The sequence below is a fragment of the Pseudomonas caspiana genome, assembly GCF_040224095.2.
GTDB lineage: Bacteria > Pseudomonadota > Gammaproteobacteria > Pseudomonadales > Pseudomonadaceae > Aquipseudomonas > Aquipseudomonas caspiana.
Window position 1 is genome coordinate 5367405 of sequence record NZ_CP167995.1, and the last position, 19045, is coordinate 5386449.

At 58.3% G+C, this 19045-nt stretch carries 15 protein-coding genes; 3 read left to right on the plus strand and 12 right to left on the minus strand.

Annotated features, from left to right (window positions below):
* Positions 1–87: 87 nt before the first annotated feature.
* Positions 88–1872 carry a molecular chaperone gene (locus ABRP31_RS24360; protein WP_349971895.1) on the plus strand — a complete coding sequence of 595 codons (1785 nt, stop codon included), beginning with the start codon at positions 88–90 and terminating at the stop codon, positions 1870–1872.
* A 128-nt stretch (positions 1873–2000) separates the two neighbouring features.
* Here ABRP31_RS24360 and serB read toward each other — a convergent pair whose 3' ends face one another.
* The gene (gene serB / locus ABRP31_RS24365) at positions 2001–3215 is read right to left on the minus strand and encodes a phosphoserine phosphatase SerB (RefSeq protein ID WP_349971894.1); all 1215 of its coding nucleotides are present in this window, start codon (positions 3213–3215) and stop codon (positions 2001–2003) included.
* Positions 3216–3345: 130 nt separating this feature from the next.
* On the opposite strand from serB, the gene ABRP31_RS24370 reads away from it, so the two are divergent.
* Entirely contained in the window at positions 3346–4893 is a 1548-nt protein-coding gene (locus ABRP31_RS24370) for an AhpA/YtjB family protein (protein WP_349971893.1), read from the plus strand.
* Positions 4894–5137: 244 nt separating this feature from the next.
* Here ABRP31_RS24370 and ABRP31_RS24375 read toward each other — a convergent pair whose 3' ends face one another.
* The 9 genes from ABRP31_RS24375 to ABRP31_RS24415 all read right to left on the minus strand — a co-directional run bounded on the left by ABRP31_RS24375 (position 5138) and on the right by ABRP31_RS24415 (position 14687).
* Positions 5138–5833 (minus strand): membrane integrity-associated transporter subunit PqiC, encoded by a 696-nt coding sequence (locus tag ABRP31_RS24375; protein WP_087269921.1) that lies wholly within the window; start codon positions 5831–5833, stop codon positions 5138–5140.
* A 179-nt stretch (positions 5834–6012) separates the two neighbouring features.
* The gene (gene parC / locus ABRP31_RS24380; protein WP_087269924.1) at positions 6013–8277 is read right to left on the minus strand and encodes a DNA topoisomerase IV subunit A; all 2265 of its coding nucleotides are present in this window, start codon (positions 8275–8277) and stop codon (positions 6013–6015) included.
* A gap of 10 nt (positions 8278–8287) precedes the next feature.
* Positions 8288–8767, minus strand: a complete 480-nt coding sequence (locus ABRP31_RS24385; protein ID WP_087270041.1) for a TIGR02281 family clan AA aspartic protease — start codon at positions 8765–8767, stop codon at positions 8288–8290.
* Positions 8768–8805: 38 nt separating this feature from the next.
* Positions 8806–9861, minus strand: coding sequence for an esterase-like activity of phytase family protein (locus tag ABRP31_RS24390; RefSeq protein ID WP_349971892.1), 1056 nt, complete (start codon positions 9859–9861; stop codon positions 8806–8808).
* The gene (gene parE / locus ABRP31_RS24395; protein ID WP_087269927.1) at positions 9861–11765 is read right to left on the minus strand and encodes a DNA topoisomerase IV subunit B; all 1905 of its coding nucleotides are present in this window, start codon (positions 11763–11765) and stop codon (positions 9861–9863) included. Before parE ends, ABRP31_RS24390 begins: the two co-directional genes overlap by 1 nt.
* Positions 11766–11904: 139 nt before the next feature.
* Positions 11905–12522, minus strand: coding sequence for a YqiA/YcfP family alpha/beta fold hydrolase (locus ABRP31_RS24400; RefSeq protein ID WP_349971891.1), 618 nt, complete (start codon positions 12520–12522; stop codon positions 11905–11907).
* Between the two features lie 96 nt (positions 12523–12618).
* Entirely contained in the window at positions 12619–13395 is a 777-nt protein-coding gene (gene cpdA, locus ABRP31_RS24405) for a 3',5'-cyclic-AMP phosphodiesterase (protein ID WP_372489474.1), read from the minus strand.
* 231 nt (positions 13396–13626) lie between these two features.
* A complete protein-coding gene (locus ABRP31_RS24410) occupies positions 13627–14079 on the minus strand; it encodes a DUF1249 domain-containing protein (RefSeq protein WP_087269938.1) in 453 nt (150 codons plus the stop codon).
* A complete protein-coding gene (locus ABRP31_RS24415) occupies positions 14070–14687 on the minus strand; it encodes an NUDIX domain-containing protein (protein ID WP_087269941.1) in 618 nt (205 codons plus the stop codon). The genes ABRP31_RS24410 and ABRP31_RS24415 overlap by 10 nt, the downstream gene beginning before the upstream one ends.
* A gap of 210 nt (positions 14688–14897) precedes the next feature.
* On the opposite strand from ABRP31_RS24415, the gene ABRP31_RS24420 reads away from it, so the two are divergent.
* Positions 14898–15644: an RsiV family protein gene (locus tag ABRP31_RS24420; RefSeq protein WP_349971889.1), complete on the plus strand. Its 747-nt coding sequence runs from the start codon at positions 14898–14900 to the stop codon at positions 15642–15644.
* Between the two features lie 5 nt (positions 15645–15649).
* Here ABRP31_RS24420 and cytX read toward each other — a convergent pair whose 3' ends face one another.
* Together cytX and thiC are read right to left on the minus strand one after the other, a co-directional pair.
* Positions 15650–16918 (minus strand): putative hydroxymethylpyrimidine transporter CytX, encoded by a 1269-nt coding sequence (gene cytX / locus ABRP31_RS24425; protein ID WP_349971888.1) that lies wholly within the window; start codon positions 16916–16918, stop codon positions 15650–15652.
* A gap of 163 nt (positions 16919–17081) precedes the next feature.
* Positions 17082–18971, minus strand: a complete 1890-nt coding sequence (thiC, locus tag ABRP31_RS24430) for a phosphomethylpyrimidine synthase ThiC (protein WP_349971887.1) — start codon at positions 18969–18971, stop codon at positions 17082–17084.
* Positions 18972–19045 lie beyond the last annotated feature (74 nt).

Below are 19045 nucleotides of genomic sequence, written 5' to 3' on the forward strand. Positions count from 1 at the left end.
TCAGTTCTTTAACAGAGGACTGTTATTACTGCATCGATTCAATGCCGCCGTTCGGGCCAGAGTGGGTAGTTGGAGTTAGCCTGTCACATGAGTAATTTGAGCCTTCCTGTGTTGTTGCGCGTTCCCGCGCCAACACAGTCGAGCCTGACATTCTGTGAAGCGACGCCCAAGGATCTCAAGCGTTGGATATCAACGCTGCCTAAAGCAAACCTGGGTGAAACAGCTCGTCAGCTCTATCAAGGCCTTACTGAACTCAATCAACTGCTGACGCCCAGCGACAATCGACTGCAACTGCTTGAACTGCTGCGTCCCGAAGTACATTTCGTCTGCAAGCATCTGGAGCGTCACTTCCTCAATCAGGCCATCGTGCTTGATGAACGCCCGCGAAAAGTGGCCAATCTTTGTCAGGCGCTGCAAAACCATCTCGCTGTGGGCTACAAGCTGATCATCGAGCGCGTCAGCCCACGACTCAGCAAAGACCGCATTGCTCTGCTCACCACGGCACTTCAACGGGCACTGCAATGCCTCAACGGCCCACTGATTCGCGCCAATCAATTGTATTGCCCCGTGCAGGAAGGCCTTTGGCTGGAGATGCACAAGATCTATCAGATTACCTGCGAGCACGGGCTACAGAACGCCCCGGTCGCGGATGAGCAGGCCATCCATGCGCATGCGTTAACGGTAGAACAGACCTATATCATTGCCTTGCTGATGGGTTGCTCGCGTTGCAACCAGATGCGCCAGCTCAACATTGGCCGTCTTGCCGATGTCCTTGATGCGTGGAGTCCATTTGTCCGGCTGCAGTCTCCGACTGACGAAAACAGTCTGTTCGCACTGTCAGCAAAACATGACAAGCCGCCGCTTTATAAATCGCTGTTTCCCGAAGAGCAGTACCCTGTCCTGCTCGGCCTGAACACCCAGGCGTTAGCGGCGATGATCAGCCGTTACATCGAAACTCCGGCAGACCAGCGGGCACAATCGCCACTTCTGGTCCCTCAGGGTTTCTCACCCGACTTGCTGGAGCATCTCGCTGCGGCATGGGGCGATGTCGCCGAACGCACGTTTCAGCGTACGCCCGGCCAGGGCAGCCTGAGCCTGTGCATAGGCATGAGCGCCTTGCATTATTACCTGGGCGGCAAACGCTCTTTCAGTGACATGCTACAAGTGCCGGCCACCAAGGCGGCTGAGTTCACGCTGCAGTTGGTGGCCGATAAAGCCGACGATCCTTGGGGCAGAGCCTTCGATACTCAGCGCGGCACTACTTCAGCGCTCATGCTGCCTTACGAGGAAATCCAGTATGAACAGCCCGACGCCGACGGCACGGATGCGGCATCCAACGCTCAGCAGACATTCCCGACCTTTGAACTGAACATCGTCAACCACAGCCCTGGCGGTTACTGCCTGGCATGGCCCAAGGATGTGCCGCAGCAGTTACAGGCCGGGGAGTTAGTCGGGATTCAGGATGACGCCGGTCAGGGCTGGAGTGTCGCGGTTGTGCGCTGGGTACGCCAGGTGCGCAGCGGTGGCACGCAAATGGGGATCGAACTGATCGCCCCTTTTGCTCAGCCTTGCGGCCTGCAAATCGTTCGCCCCGAACAGAACAGCCCATACATGCGTGCGTTGTTGCTGCCGGAAATTCGTGCGATCGAGCAACCGGCAACCCTGCTGGCGCCGAGACTGCCCTTCAAAGAGGGCAACAACGTCATGATCAACATTGCCGGAGAAGAGCACCGCGGCCTGTTGGGCCACCAGCGCACCAGCAGCGGCAGTTACAACCAGTTCGAATACGAGACCTTCGAACTGCCTGGCGCAGCGGGAGGCGGAGCGCCAAAAGCAGAACAGGAATTCGATTCGCTGTGGTCGTCGCTTTAAAGAGCAACACATCCGTGCGGTGGGAGCGAATTCATTCGCGAAGAGGCCGGGACAATCCCATACATTTCTATCTCTTGAAATGCAGCCTGCGCGAATAAATTCGCTCTCACTGGTTCAAACCCATAGCTTTAGCCGCGCCCTTCTCGCTCTCTGACGCCCAACAGATACAGCACCCCGTCCAGCCCTAACGTAGAGATTGCCTGTCTGGCTGATTGCTTGACCAGTGGCTTGGCGCGGAATGCGACGCCCAGACCGGCGATGGCCAGCATCGGCAAGTCGTTGGCGCCGTCGCCCACCGCAATGGTCTGCTCCAGACTCAAGCCTTCCTTCGCTGCCAGCTCGCGCAACAAATCCGCCTTGCGCTGGGCATTGACGATAGGTTCAACGGCAACGCCTGTGCATTTGCCATCGACCACTTCCAGCTCGTTGGCGAAGACATAGTCGATCCCCAGTCGGGCCTGCAACTGCTTGGCAAAGTAGGTGAAGCCGCCCGACAGAATCGCGGTCTTGTAGCCCAGACGTTTGAGTTCGGCGAAGAGAACTTCGGTCCCCTCGGTCAACCGAAGCGAAGTACCGATCTCGTCCAGCACGCTGACGTCCAGACCTTTGAGCAAGGCCAGACGCTCTTTAAAGCTGGCGCTGAAGTCCAGTTCACCACGCATCGCGCGCTCGGTGATCTCAGAAACCCGATCGCCTACCCCGTGAGCCTTGGCCAACTCGTCGATGACCTCAGCTTCAATCAGGGTGGAGTCCATATCAAACACCGCCAGGCGCCGGTTGCGGCGGTACAACGAGTCTTGTTGGAAAGCGATATCGACGTTCAATTCCTCGGCAGCCTGCAGGAACTCAGCCTGCAAAGCCTTGGCGTCAGCGGGTTCGCCTCGCACAGAGAACTCAACGCAGCCTTTGCCGTGATCAGTCGGCGCATCCAGCGGCATGCGCCGGGACAGACGATCAATGCTGTCAATGCTCAGGCCGTGCCGGGTCGTAATAGAGCCGACACGCTGCAACTGTTCGGCAGTCACTTTGCGGGTCAGTAGCGTCACGATGTGCCGCGGGTTGTCCTGACTGTCGACCCACTGCTGATAATCCGCCTCAGACAGCGGACTGATGCGCACCTGCTGATCCAGTGCATGCGCCGCCGATTGAATGGCCGCAAGGACAGAAGCCCCCTGCTCGGTGTCGGGGATTTCGACAAGAATGCCGAACGACATGACGCCGTGAATCACCGCCTGGCCGATATCGAGGATGCTCACGCCACCCTCGGCAAGCACGCCGGTGATGGTCGCAGTGAGGCCGGGACGGTCTTCACCAGTGATGTTAATCAGGACGATTTCGCGCAAGGGGCACCCCAGCAGTGGAAAAAAACCGCATTCTAACCACTTTCAGTGACCATCGGGCACAGGCAGCGCTTTGCCGCTCCTAGGTCGCTCGTTATACTGCGCGGCAACTTCTTCGAAAGAGCCGTGCTCTGTGAACCGGCCCACGCCTGTTAAAACTGATAATTTCTTCCTGCTGATCTTCCGGGCATTGCGCCATCGCCGTGTACCGATTGCTTTGCGCATCGCTAGCCACAACGTGATCCTCGTCGCCCTGGCGCTGATGATCTACGCCGGCGTGATGGGTTTGCAGTTCAAGCAGGCCATGCATGAGCAGGCCGATGCGCTGGGTCAGGCACTGACCACGCAAACTGCGACCTCCGCCACGGAGCTGCTGGTGTCCAACGACATCCTCAGTCTCAACGTGCTGCTGGGCAATCTTGTGAAGAACCCGCTGGTCGCGCATGCCGCGATCTACAGCGTGGACAATCGTATCCTCGCCGAAGCCGGTCAGCGCCCGAAAAACGGTCTGCTGGGCGAAGCGCAAGGTCTCTACGAAATCAAGATTACCTTCCAGGACACGATGGCCGGGCATCTGCGGATCAGTCTGGACATGTCTCAATTCCAGCAGCCGATGACCATCAGCCTGCAAAGCATGGGTATCCTCGCGGGCATCCTGCTGGCGCTCGCTTTGGCTCTGAGCCTGCGCCTAGGCCGACACATTTCCACTCCGCTGCTGCAATTGCGGATCTGGCTGCGGGATATCGATCCGTACACTCCGGCTGTAGAACGCCAGGATGAAATCGGTGATCTGGCTCGCCAGTTACGTGCATCCTTCGCACCGCCAATGCCAGAACCGGAGCCTGAACCAGAGCCGGAATACGCTGAAGATGAGTCGGATGATCTTTATGTGGAAGACGAGGAAGTAGAGCCTGCCGCCAAAGGCCGCTCCGCCCGCGAGCCAGGCTTTGACGAGGCGCCCAAGCCACGTTTGCCTGCGCCACCGGTACAGCGTCGTCTGGTCGCCGAGGAAGATGAAGAAGACGAGGAAGACCCGTTTGCCGACCTGCGCGACAATACCAGCGCCGCACCGCAGGTCAGTAAAACGGTCGCCCCAAGCACCCCACAGCCTAGCGCCGTACTGGCGGTACAGCTCGGCTCGCAAGATCAACTGCGTCGCCTGCCTCGAGCGCGCCTGACGGATCTGCTGCAGCGCTATCGTGATTGCCTGGATCAGGCTTCGTCGCTTTACGAAGGCGAATTGCATACCCTGAACGATGGCAGCACATTGATGTTGTTCCATAGTCAGGAAAGCGGCGACGACTACCTGACCAACGCCATCTGCTGCGGCGAGTTGTTGCGTGCCTTGAGCCATGCATTGCAGATTGAGGTCGCAGACAGCGGCATCACCCTGCAATTGCAGCTGGGCCTGACACTCGGCGAAGGTCTGGCAGGTTTGAGTCAGATCGACTTGTTGTTGACCGAAACCGCACAAGACGCTCTGGCCCTGTCGCAACACAGCCGCAACCTGTTGCTGGTTGAGCGCAAGATCAATGATGACGCACTGATCCGTCAGCGCGCCCGCATCCGCCCGATCGCAAGTCCCGAAGGTGCATGCTGTGTGGAGCGCCTGATGGAGCCCTATCCATCAATGCTTGAGCGCCAGTTAGCGCGTATGCACGAGACAGCGCGCAAGGTCTGATTGCGGATACCTTCCGCCTTCACCTGTAGGAGCGCACGAGCACCGCGATCGATGGCCTTGGGCAACCTTGACCAAATCGCGGATGGTTCTGAAAAACATAGAACCTGTAGGAGCTGCCGAAGGCTGTGAAAGCGATTTCGCTGAAATACCGCCATTGGCAGCCGTCGGCAGCTCCTGCAGGGAATGCCAGATAGCAGCCCACAAAAAAGCCCGCATCGCTGCGGGCTTTTTGTTTGCGTCGTTTCTAGAAGCGGAACACTTCCAGATCAGTGCGTATCGGTGAGGCCATAGGGATTTTTGGTTTCTCAGGCTCTTTTGCCCGAGCTACTGGAGCTTTCTTGGGCTCCTCCACTGGCTGCCAGGAAATCGGCTTGACCGCAGAACTCAACTGATCAGCCAAACGCTGGAGCAACAACCCCTGGGCTCGCACCTGATCGGCAGAAGTCCCGGCGTGAAGCTCTTCCAGGTGAACAATCCGGCTGTCCCGCACGTTGCCTTTGCGATCGACCAAACGCCATTGAGCATCCAAAATCGCTGGCTGCTTCGCGCCCGAGTCCAAGCGGCTGATAGACAACACCACCTGCACATCAGGTGTGAAGTTCGCCGCCGCAGGCGCCAGCACGACACGCTGGCTGTCCAGCTTCCACGCCAATTGGCGCAGCAGCAGCTGATCAATATCCGAAGACAGGCTACCTGCCCAACGACCGTCGGTCGAAGCAGTCAGGCTACCGTCCGGCTGACGTTGCAACAATGTTTCGCGTTGCAGGTAGTCCGCCACTGAGACTGGCCCAAGTAAAACAGCCAGACCCTTATCGTGCGTGGGTTGCCCCGGTGTACCGCTGTCCAGCTGATATAGCGAGGTCGGTTGGTGCACACTGCAACCAGCCAGACCCAAAACACCGGTCATCAACAAAACAAAGGGAAGGCGTAGAAGATTCATCGTCCCATCCAGGTGGCCGCCGCCAGGCAAGCCACAGTGTATAACTCAACAAATTCGTGCAGGCACTCAGCCACGCTTGCGCCTCAAGACGTCATATCATCCGTGAATATGCGTCATGACTCCAGCGATTATGCGTCGATCTTCATGGCAAAACGAAGACCGATAGCTGTAAAAGGGTATTAAGAGGCGTTTTCCACCAATAACGCATCGACCCGCTGGAAGCCACGGGGCAATTTATTGCCACGACGCCCACGCTCGCCCTTGTAATGTTCCAGATCATCAGGCTTGAGTGACAAATTACGTTTACCAGCCTGCAAGACCAGCGTGGCACCTTGTGGTATCACCGCGATATCAGTCACATACTCTTCGCGACTGGCGACTCGGTCCCCTGGAACCCCGATGATCTTGTTACCTTTGCCCTTGCTTAGCTGAGGCAAGTCACTGATCTTGAAGATCAGCAGACGTCCCTCGGTGGTCACAGCAGCGAGCCAGTTCTGCTCACGATCAGCAACCGGCCGTGGCAACATGACCCTGGCTCCGTTCGGCAGACTCAGCAACGCTTTGCCGGCCTTGTTCTTGGCCTGCAAATCCTCGCCCTTAACCACGAAGCCGTAGCCCGCATCCGAAGCAATGACATACAACGCATCATCTTCAGGCAGCAACACACACTCAAACGTAGCGCCTGGCGGTGGCTGGAGCTTGCCGGTCAACGGCTCACCCTGCCCTCGCGCTGACGGCAAGGTATGAGCCGCCAACGAATAGCTACGGCCCGTGGAGTCGATAAATACCGCATATTGGTTGGAGCGACCCATTGCAGCCGTCTGGAAACCGTCCCCTGCCTTGTAGGAAAGCCCGGTCGCGTCGATGTCATGGCCTTTGGCAGAGCGCACCCAGCCTTTTTCCGACAATACGACGGTCACTTTCTCATTCGGCAGCAGGTCGTGCTCGGTCATGGCCTTGGCTTCAGCGCGCTCCACGATAGGCGAGCGGCGGTCGTCGCCATAGGTTTCAGCGTCTTTGAGCAGTTCGGTGCGGACCAGCTTCTTCAGCTTGGCTTCGCTACCCAACAGGGCCAGCAACTTGGTGCGCTCTTTGTTCAGCTCATCCTGCTCGTTACGCAGCTTCATCTCTTCGAGGCGCGCCAACTGACGCAAGCGCGTATCCAGGATGTAGTCGGCCTGAATTTCGCTCAATTCGAAGCGCTCGATCAGCTTCGCCTTCGGATGTTCCTCGGTACGGATGATGTGGATCACTTCATCCAGGTTGAGGTAAGCGATCAACAAACCGTCCAACAGGTGCAGACGACGCTCCACCTTGTCGAGGCGGAATTGCAGACGACGGCGTACCGTGCGGACACGGAACTCCAGCCATTCAACCAGCAATGCGCGCAGGTTTTTAAGTTGCGGCTTGCCATCCAGACCAATGATATTGATGTTGACCCGGTAGCTGGACTCCAGATCAGTAGTAGCGAACAGGTGCTGCATCAGCGCTTCATGATCGACACGGCTGTTCACCGGGATGATCACGATGCGGCAAGGGTTTTCGTGGTCGGACTCATCACGCAGGTCCGCGACCTGCGGTGCCTTGGAAGGCTTGGCCTGCATGAGGGCAGCGATCTGCTCGAGTACCTTGGCACCGGAAACCTGATGCGGCAGCGAAGTGACGATGATGTCGCCATCTTCCACGTGGTACACAGCGCGCATGCGCACCGAGCCCTTGCCGGTTTCGTACATTTTCAGCAGATCGGCACGCGGCGTGATGATCTCTGCTTCGGTCGGGTAATCCGGACCTTGAATGTGCTCAACCAGTTGCTCAACGGTAGCTTTCGGCTCATCGAGCAGGCGCACGCAAGCAGTGGCGACCTCTCGCAAGTTATGCGGCGGCACGTCAGTGGCCATACCCACGGCAATACCGGTGGTGCCATTGAGGAGAATATTCGGCAAACGTGCTGGCAAAACAGCTGGTTCGTCCAGGGTCCCGTCGAAGTTCGGCACCCAGTCCGCAGTGCCCTGGCCCAACTCGCTGAGCAGCACTTCGGAGTAACGCGACAGGCGCGCCTCGGTGTAACGCATGGCCGCGAAGGATTTCGGATCATCCGGCGCACCCCAGTTACCCTGCCCGTCTACCAGCGTGTAGCGGTAGCTGAACGGCTGAGCCATGAGCACCATGGCTTCATAACAGGCCGAGTCGCCGTGCGGGTGAAACTTACCGAGTACGTCGCCGACGGTACGCGCCGACTTCTTGTGCTTGGAATCGGCATCCAGGCCCAGCTCGCTCATGGCGTAGACGATGCGTCGCTGCACAGGCTTGAGGCCGTCGCCGATGTGCGGCAAGGCACGGTCCATGATCACGTACATGGAGTAGTTGAGGTAGGCCTGTTCGGTGAAGTCAGCCAGTGACCGGCGTTCTACACCATCCAGGCTGAGGTCAAGGGAGTCGCTCATGCGGGCCTCATTATTTCGTGGTCTGACGCAGCAGCATGGTGCCGCCGCGCTGAGTAAATTCGAGTTGTTTCATTGCGCTCATACCCAGCAGCACTTGTTCTCCGTCCAGACCGGGCACCACCAGGGCGCGCACGTTGTGCAGGACTATATCGCCCAGTTGCAGGCGCTCGATGGAAGTCCGAAAGCCCTCACTGCGCCCATTGGCAGTGTTGACCCAGACCGGCGCACCGCGCTGCAACTGCAAGGTGTCGGCCACCTCGCCCGGAATCGCCACATCAGTGGCACCGGTATCCAGTAAAAACTGCACGAGATGATCGTTGATCTTCCCGGTGCTGACAAAATGCCCTTGGCGATTACCCACCAACTGCACTTCAACGTAACCATCACCGTGCTGCGAAGTGACCACAGCGTTGGGATTTTCCTGTTTGTCTTCCCACTCGCCAAAAAAGCGCGTTGCCAGAAACAGCCCCGCCGCCCAGGCAACGATCATCAGCACCTTTCCCGCACGCTTGCCGGGAGGCTGCTGACTCACCGCTGCGCGCTCCAACCGCCAGCAGGCGCCGCGAAACGCCAAACGATTGGACGTGTCTCGCCGTCGGCGCGCTTATCAAAATTGTTATCAATGCCGATCCAGGCGCCAGTCTCATCCACCACCAGTGCCTCGGTCAGGGCGAACGGCTGGTCGTAAAGCCGGTTGGGCATCAACGCCTCTTTGGCGAACGACCAACACTGCTCACTCTTGCCCGTCTCCAGAGCGCGTCGGCAAATACGATAGGCCGAACGCTCCAGGGTAAACAGCTTGCCGTTGAACAGCGACAAATCGGCAAAATCACGGGAAACCGATTTTCCGCCAACCTGTGGTGGCAATACTTCTTTCCCCGGTTCAGTGCGCAGCACACAACTGCCCTTGCAGTGCCAAGTGTCCTGATCACGACTGACCACCAGCAAACCACGCTGATCGCGCTCGGCGGCCAGCCACAACCGGTCACCTTGCGGGCTGACTGCAAGCCCTTCGAAAATAGCGTTGAAGTGTTGCAACATGCCGTTGGCGCGCGCCTGTGCAACCAGTTCGCTCGGCAATTTCAGCCAGACTGGCGCGCCTTCGGCAGGCACCTTGAGCACCTCGGCATGGGCCTCGCTGACGACATATTTATTGCCAGCCGCATCGCAACTGATGCCTTCGAAATCCAGACTGCCACCGCGCACGAAGGACGATAACTTGGCCAGCGAACGCAAATTGGCCGGTAAATCACTTTCCGGCGCAGGCGGCACCTCAATCTTCTCCGACTGAGCCAGCCAGACGTTTTTCGTCATATCCATGCGGTAGAGCAGGTCGTCGTCGCGATCCGATATGGCCCATAGCTGACCACTGCACACCGCCAGCCCAGAAAGATTGCCGCCGACCATGCCGTCTACGGGATGCTCAGAGACAAGCGCCAACTCTGGCAAAGGGGCTGCGAATGCCGGGGCGGCCAGCAGAGTTGCAAGCAGCGCAGTCGCGAAGCAAACACAGGATCTGTAGGAGCGCACGCCTGCGGGTTTGGCGCTATCGCGCGGTGTCAGGGACACCGGGGCGCTTTGCATCAAGTCAGAACCTCGGCGAGGTTGCCTTTGGACTCCAGCCAGCTTTTGCGATCACCGGCGCGTTTTTTGGCCAGCAGCATGTCCATCATTTCCGACGCCACTTCAAAATCGTCCAGCGTCAGTTGCACCAGACGACGGGTATTGGGATCCATGGTGGTTTCACGCAGTTGCGGCGGGTTCATTTCACCCAGACCCTTGAATCGCGTGACCTGCGGCTTGCCGCGTTTTTTCTCGGCCACCAGACGGTCCAGAATCCCGTCGCGCTCGGCTTCGTCCAGTGCGTAGTAAATGTCTTTACCCAAGTCGATGCGGTACAGAGGCGGCATGGCGACATACACGTGTCCGGCATCCACCAGCGGACGGAAGTGCTGGACGAACAGCGCGCACAGCAACGTCGCGATGTGCAGACCATCGGAGTCGGCGTCAGCGAGGATGCAGATTTTGCCGTAGCGCAGCTGACTCATGTCCACCGCACCAGGGTCAACACCAATGGCGACGGCAATGTTGTGGACTTCCTGACTGGCGAGTACTTCGCCACCATCGACTTCCCACGTGTTGAGAATCTTGCCGCGCAACGGCAGGATCGCCTGAAACTCCTTGTCACGCGCCTGCTTGGCCGAACCGCCAGCGGAATCACCTTCCACCAGGAACAGCTCGGAACGCATAGGGTCCTGCCCGGCGCAATCAGCCAGTTTGCCAGGCAATGCCGGGCCTTGAGTAATGCGCTTGCGCTCAACCTTCTTGCTGGCCTTGAGACGACGACCGGCGTTGTTGATCGCCAGTTCAGCCAGCTGCATGCCCAGATCGGAGTTAGCGTTGAGCCACAGGCTGAAGGCATCTTTGACGACGCCGGAGACAAACGCCGCAGCCTCGCGGGACGACAAGCGTTCCTTGGTCTGACCAGAGAACTGTGGCTCCTGCATTTTCATCGACAGCACGAAAGCGATGCGCTCCCAGACGTCTTCCGGCGCGAGCTTAACGCCCCGCGGCAGCAGGTTGCGGTATTCGCAGAACTCACGCATTGCATCAAGCAAGCCCTGACGCAAACCGTTGACGTGGGTACCGCCTTGCGCCGTCGGGATCAGGTTGACGTAGCTTTCCTGAACGCTGTCGCCGCCTTCCGGCAACCAGAGCAGCGCCCAGTCGACCGCTTCTTTATTACCGGCAAAACTGCCGCAGAACGGTTCATCCGGCAGACGCAGGAAGTCGCTAACCGAATCCTGCAAGTAGGAACGCAGGCCATCTTCGTAATGCCACTCGACTTTTTCGCCAGTGGCTTTGTCTTCAAAGCTGACCAGCAGCCCCGGACACAGCACTGCCTTGGCCTTGAGCACATGCTTGAGGCGGCTGACCGAGAACTTCGGGGTGTCGAAATACTTGGGGTCCGGCGCGAAGTACACGCTGGTACCGGTGTTGCGCTTGCCAACCGTACCGACAACTTCCAGCTCCGACGCCTTGTAGCCGTCAGTGAAGGACATTTCATATTCATTGCCATCGCGCTTGACCCGGACCTTGACCAGCGTCGACAGCGCGTTGACCACCGAAATACCCACACCGTGCAGACCACCGGAGAACTGGTAGTTCTTGTTGGAGAACTTGCCGCCCGCGTGGAGTTTAGTGAGGATCAGCTCGACACCCGAAACACCTTCCTCCGGGTGAATGTCCACCGGCATGCCGCGACCGTCGTCGGACACTTCCAGCGAGTTGTCGGCATGCAGAATCACCTGCACCGCTTTGGCATGGCCTGCCAGAGCTTCGTCGACGCTGTTGTCGATGACTTCCTGGGCAAGGTGGTTCGGCCGCGAAGTGTCGGTGTACATGCCCGGCCGCTTGCGAACCGGGTCGAGGCCCGAGAGGACTTCGATGGCGTCTGCGTTATAAGAGCTAGCGCTGGGATTGGCCATGGGGTCTCGTCATCAGTTGTTCGTGGGGTTACAGAGTTGAAAACCTGTAGGAGCTGCCGAAGGCTGCGATCCGGCATACGCCAGGCTTTCGAACCAATCGCAGCCTTGGGCAGCTCCTACATTTAATCCGGCAATACATTCAAAGCTTGGAAACATCCACTGCCTGCAGCAACTCAGGGGCGAATCCGGCAAAACTCAACAGGGCGGGCAATTGCCCGGCAAATCCCTGGTAGCTGTGGTCGCCGCCTGCCTGGATACGCAAAGCGCATGCCCGATAAAACGATTCGGCGCGGCGATAATCAAGGGTTTCATCACCGGTTTGCAGCCAGACCTGAACGCGCTTCGGGTCCTGAGGTGCAGGCACTTCCAGTTCGGCCAAGGCCTTTACGTGGTCGTGGGTCAGTTCCCATGTTTCACCGGTATAAAGGTTTTGCTGCGTACCGACAAAGCCGTCGAAAAGCTGATGCGGGTTGACTGCCGGGTTGATCAGCACGGCTTTCAGACCGTGGCGCTGCGCCAAGTGTGTCGCATAGTAGCCGCCGAGCGAGCTGCCGACCAGCAGTGGCCGCCCGAGCTCTTCGATAGCGGACTCCAGCTGGACCATGGACTGACGCGGATGATGATGCAATTCGGGGACACGCACCTGCTCACTCAGCTCAAGCGAGCGCATCAATGCGATCAATTGAGTAGCCTTTTTCGACAGCGCCGAGCTGTTCAGGCCGTGGATATACAGCAGTGTGGGTAATTCGCTGGTCACGCCGTCCGCTCCTGGAACACTGGGAGGTACAAAGCCGCGCAGTTTACAGGGACTAACGCTGAAAGACTCGCCTGCGTGTGTTTCACGACAAAAAGATCAGTAGCCCTTGCCGCCATAATCCACTTCGAAGTCCAGCCCGACCACACGGGATACGCCTGTTTCCAGCTCTCCGTCGTCAAACAGACGCAGCCAGCGATAGCCCGGCGCCGTGGTGTCGACCTTGAAGTCGACGCTGCCCGGCGCGAACTGGATGCAGGTTGAGGGGGAAGCCAGCAGCCGAACGGTATCGCGCATCTGGTCGTATTCCTGATGAACATGCCCCCAGAGCACTGCACGCACCTGTGGAAAACGCTCAAGTACCGCAAACAGCGCATCAGGATTGCGCAGTCCAATGGGATTCATCCACTCGCAGCCAATCGGCACCGGGTTGTGGTGCAGACAGACGAGATGATGACGCTCGGGGGCTTCGCTCAGGGATTGCGCCAACAGCTGCAACTGCTGATCACATAGATAACCCGGTACCGACCCCGGTACCGACGAGTCCAGTAACGTCACGCGCCAGTTGCCGATATCAATTACCGGATCAAGCAAATCGCTTTGCTGCGCTGCCTGGCGCATTTCCTGAGATTCGTCATGATTACCGGGGAACCAGCGTTTCGGCGCATCGATCTCCCCGCTCAACCGGCGGAACGCCTCATAAGACTCAACGCTGCCGTCCTGCGAAACATCGCCACTGGCAACCACCAGATCGACCTGCGGCTGCTCGGCCAATACCAGTTCGATGACTTTTTGCAGACTGTCGCGGGTACACATGCCCAGCAACGTACCGTCCGCATTGGCGAACAAATGACTGTCGGACAGCTGGACCAGCAGGACTGAGTCCTTAACGTGGGCGTTTGGCAAAAGCCATCTCCTTGGGCAGAGTCTGGCGATTATGGTGGGAAGCGATCAGGTCGGCAAATCCGGGAGTGAGTGTCAGGTCTCAGTTACGAACGATTGGCCTGTAGGAGCTGCCGACGGCTGCGATGGCGGCCAGGGTAAACGCTTCGCAGCCCTTGGCAGCTCCTGCAATAAATGTATTCTTTGAAAGACGAGATACAACGCTCACCGCACCGCTTCAAACTCATGCCCGCACGCAAGGCAATGGCTCAGCCACTCGCCTAAAAACAGATTGAGCTGGGCTTTTTCATCTGGCTGGTGCATTTCAGCATTTGGATACGGGTAGATACCGCGAAAGCGCCGGGCGTGTTCGGCGCCAATCACTTCGGCCATGCGTGCGTCGTGATAGACCTGCACCTCAAGGCTCGGCACCGGCAGCCACGGCAGGCTGTGTTCCTGACGGACTTGCAGGGTGGTGGTGTAGGGGCAATCGAGCAATACCTCAACCGCCAGCACGCCGAGCATTTGATCGCCCTGTGTTACAGCGACTCGCCGCGAGCGCTGGGCGTTGCGCATGTCCGGCAACAACCGCATCAAGCGCGCATAGTTGGCCTCGCAGGCAGCTTGCAGCCCGGCAAGGTCAACTCGATAGCGCTCGCGCAATAGATTCACGACCATAACCCCCTGACTTCAGCACGATTCAACGCCAGCCATTGCAGCGCAATAATCGTCGAAGCATTGATAATTCGCCCGTCACGTACGGCTTGCAGTGCGTCATCAAAAGACCAGACGGTGACGCGGATATCTTCACCCTCAGACTCCAGTCCGTGCAATCCCCCTGCCCCATCGCTTTCACAACGACCTAAGTACAGATGAACGAACTCGTCACTGCCACCGGGCGAAGGAAAGTATTTGGTGATGGGCCACAACGCACTGAACACAAGCCCAGCTTCCTCTTCTGCTTCGCGGTGGGCAACTTCTTCAGGTTCCTCCGCCTTGTCGATCAAACCCGCTACCAACTCGATCAGCCACGGGTTAGCGGTTTTCTCCAGCGCGCCGACGCGAAACTGCTCGATCAGCACCACTTCGTCACGCTTGGCGTCGTACGGCAGTACACACACCGCATCATGACGCACAAAAAGTTCGCGACTGATTTCCTTGCCCAAGCCACCCGCAAACAGTTCGTGACGCAGGAACACTTTGTCCAGTCTATAAAAGCCCTGAAAGCAGTTTTCTCGCTTGGTGATTTCAAAATCTGTCGGGGTCGATCGGGTCGGGTCGGTCATGGGGTTCTCGCTTCGGGCAAATCGTGACGTGAGGCCATCCTAACGCGCATCGCCAACCTTATGCAGCCCCCTCTTGAACATGCAGGGTAGACGGTCAATGGCGAAACGAACTCTAATCCGCCTGGCGGCGAACCGATGTCACCGTTTGCAGTCCAAGCAGCCTGAACTCGAACAACGTAACCGTCTTCATTGCCACCGCAAAGGATCAACATGTCGTTATTGAGGATCGCTTCACTGGCTTGCCTGGCACTTATGCTGGGCGCTTGTCAGAGCCTGTTCCAACCCAATTACCGTGCGCCCCTGCAAGTGCAGCGCGACGCTTCCGAGCTGATCAAGCCGGGCTGTACTGCCGCCGATTGCCCGCTGGTGAATATCGACACCGTGCACTTCCCTGATGAGCCCAAGCTGGACGCCATCGTGCAGAAAACCCTGCTGCAACTGACTCGCACGGATTCCAGCGGACCACTGCCGATTTCGCTCAAGGCTTACCAGGAGCAATATCTGCGTGATTCCCAGGGTCGCAACGCCAGCTACCTGCAAGCCAAGGTACGTGAGCAACATGACGGTATCGTAGTCGTCGAGCTGTCCAGTTATCTGGACACGGGCGGCGCACACGGCGCTCCTGGTCGCGCGTTCATCAACTACTCGCGCCAGCAAGAGAAAGTGCTGACCCTGGCCGACATGATCGTACCGGGCAAGGAAGGCGAGTTCTGGCAGAAAGCCGAACTGGCGCATCAGGGCTGGCTGCTGTCGACCAAGATGAACGAAGACCCTGAGTTCATGAAAACCTGGCCGTTCAAGCGCACCCCGCACATCGCTCTGACCTATGGCGCGTTCATTCTCAAGTATCAGGTGGACACCATCGCGCCGTATTCCATGGGCCACATCGAGCTGAAGATTCCTTATCCGCAGCTCAATGGCATCCTCAAACCGGAGCTGTTCCCCGGCCGCGGTTGAGAATTTTACCCAGCAATTTTTTTACCCAGCAACAACTGCAGCACGCCAGCGACGATCAGCGCTGGCAGTGTTGCGCCGATATCCGGATAAAGGTTGGCCAGCAAGTGATAGGTGCTGACTCCACCCAACCAGGCCAGCAACGTCATCCATTGAAACCCTACGTTAGCCGCCAGGCTGCTGCGCCCGCGCAACACAAAGTGATCCACCAGCACCACGCCAAACAAAGGCGCAAACACCGAGCCAATCAGCAACAGGAAGTTCTGGTACTGCGCCAACGGCGCAAGACAGGCGATCAGCGTGCAGATAACGCCTATAGCCAAGGCCAGATGCTCGACTTTCAGCCCTGAAAGCATCCCGCTGGACACTGCCGCCGAGTGAATATCAGCGAAAGCGTTTTCCGACTCGTCGAGCAGAACAAGCAGCAATGGAATCCCCAATCCCGCCCCGGCCAGCGCCAGCAACAACGCATTGACTTCTCCGCTTGGCGCAAACGCCAGGGTGTAAGCAACGCCCAGGCTCATCAGCCAGAAGTTACCGATAAAGAACCCCAACGCGGTGCCACCGAAGACGTTTTTCGCTCGCTTGCCGAAACGTGAGTAATCGGCAATCAGTGGCAGCCACGACAGCGGCATGGCGATGGCAATGTCGAAGCCCACGGCAAAGGGCAAAGATCCGTCACCGGCCTGAGCCCAAAGCGCGGCCAGATCCGCCTTGGCGAATAGATTCCAGGTCAGCCACAGGCACGCGGCCAACAGCAGCCAGATGCCCCATTTGCGCAGGATCTGTCGCACGAACGTCAGCGGCCCACTGACGGCCAGCAATGTCGCCAATCCACCAAAAAACAGGGTCCAGAGCAGCGGGCTTGTCCACACGCTGCCTTCGCCAAAAGCACGGGTGCCCAGCAAACTTGCCGCGTCGCGCATGACGATGATTTCGAACGATCCCCAGCCAATCAGTTGCAGCAGGTTGAGCAGTGCGGGCAGTGACGCGCCTTTGCTGCCCAGGCTGAGTTTGAGCGCAGCCATGGACGACAAGCCTGTGTCGCTGCCAATCACGCCGACAGCTGCCAGCAGCAACACGCCCACTAGCGTGCCGAGGAAGATCGCCAGCAGCGAACCCGAGAGACCCAGCCCCGGCGCCAACAGCGCGCCGGTTTGCAGAACCATCAGGCCAATGCCGAGGGAAAACCATAGAGAAAACAGATCGCGCCCGCCGAAAACACGCTTGCCTTCGGGGACGGGGGAATCGGGTGAATAGGTGCTGGGGGTGGTCATGGTGGGGGCTCGCAAATGATCAGCTGGAACGCGGACCTGTGGGAGCGAGGCTTGCCCGCGATAAGGCTGGACGCGGTTTACTTTAGATCGCGTAGGACCTTATCGCGGGCAAGCCTCGCTCCCACAGGGGATTGGCTCCAGCAGGTTTATTTAATGAAATAAATCAAACCTTTTTGTACAACTGGCTACCTTCCTGCTTGAAGCGTTCGGCCTGTTCCGCCAGCCCTTGGGCGACGTCCAGGTCAATGGCTTCAATCTTCTGGTTGGCCGCGTACTCCCGCACTTCCTGGGTGATTTTCATCGAGCAGAATTTCGGCCCGCACATGGAGCAGAAATGCGCGACCTTGGCGGAATCCTTCGGCAGGGTTTCATCGTGATAAGACCGCGCGGTGTCCGGGTCCAAGCCGAGGTTGAACTGGTCTTCCCATCGGAACTCAAACCGCGCCTTGCTCAGTGCGTTATCGCGGATCTGCGCGCCCGGATGGCCTTTGGCAAGGTCCGCGGCATGCGCAGCAATCTTGTAAGTGATGATCCCGGTCTTCACGTCATCCTTGTTCGGCAGGCCCAAATGCTCTTTGGGCGTGACGTAGCAGAGCATCGCGCAACCGAACCAGCCGATCATCGCTGCCCCGATACCGGAAGTGATGTGGTCGTAGCCCGGCGCAATATCCGTGGTCAGCGGGCCAAGGGTGTAGAACGGCGCTTCGTCACAGCACTCCAGCTGCTTGTCCATGTTCTCTTTGATCAGTTGCATCGGCACGTGGCCTGGACCTTCGATCATGGTCTGTACGTCGTGCTTCCAGGCGATCTTGGTCAGTTCACCCAGGGTTTCCAGCTCACCAAACTGCGCAGCGTCATTGGCATCGGCAATTGAACCCGGACGCAGGCCATCGCCCAGCGAGAAGCTGACGTCGTAGGCCTTCATGATTTCGCAGATGTCTTCGAAGTGTGTGTAAAGGAAGTTCTCTTTGTGATGCGCCAAGCACCACTTGGCCATGATCGAACCGCCACGGCTGACGATGCCGGTGACGCGTTTGGCGGTCAGTGGCACGTAGCGCAACAGCACACCGGCGTGGATGGTGAAGTAATCGACGCCCTGCTCCGCTTGCTCGATCAGCGTGTCGCGAAACAGCTCCCAGGTCAGGTCCTCGGCAGCACCGCCGACTTTTTCCAGCGCCTGATAGATCGGCACTGTACCGATCGGCACCGGCGAGTTACGAATGATCCACTCGCGGGTTTCGTGGATGTGTTTGCCGGTGGACAAGTCCATGACCGTGTCCGAGCCCCAGCGAATACCCCAGGTCAGTTTGGCGACTTCTTCTTCGATGGAAGAGCCCAGTGCGCTATTGCCAATGTTGCCGTTGATCTTCACCAGAAAGTTGCGGCCAATGATCATCGGCTCCAATTCGGTATGGTTGATGTTGGCCGGGATAATCGCGCGACCACGGGCGATTTCTTCACGCACGAACTCAGCGGTGATTTCTTTGGGGATGTTGGCGCCAAAACTGTGTCCGGCGTGTTGCTGAGTCAGCAGGCCAGCAGCTCGCGCTTCCTGCAGCTTCATGTTTTCGCGAATCGCGACGTACTCCATCTCCGCCGTGATGATGCCCTGACGCGCATAGTGCATCTGGCTGACATTGGCCCCCGCTTTGGCCCGACGCGGGTTGCGCACATGGGCAAAACGCAGACGGGTCAGTTCGGCATCGGCCAGTCGCTGCTGGCCGAAGTTCGACGTCAGGCCGTCGAGACGCTCTGTGTCATTGCGCGAGTCGATCCATGGCGAACGCACGTCAGCCAGGCCTTTGCGCACATCAATAATGACGTTCGGGTCGGTGTAAGGCCCGGACGTGTCGTACACCGTCACCGGCGCATTGATTTCCCCACCAAAGTCGGTGGGCGTCACGTCCAGGGTGATTTCGCGCATGGGCACGCGGATGTCCGGGCGAGAACCCTGAACATAGATTTTTTGCGAGCGGGTAAACGGCTGCACCGATCCAGAGTCGACTTGTGCGGACTCACTCAGGTTGGCGGCGTTTTTTAGATTTGTACTCATCACGGGCTCTCCAGACATCATCCAGCGGCGGATTAATTGTCGGAGCGAACCTGAAGACGAAAAGACGCACCAAG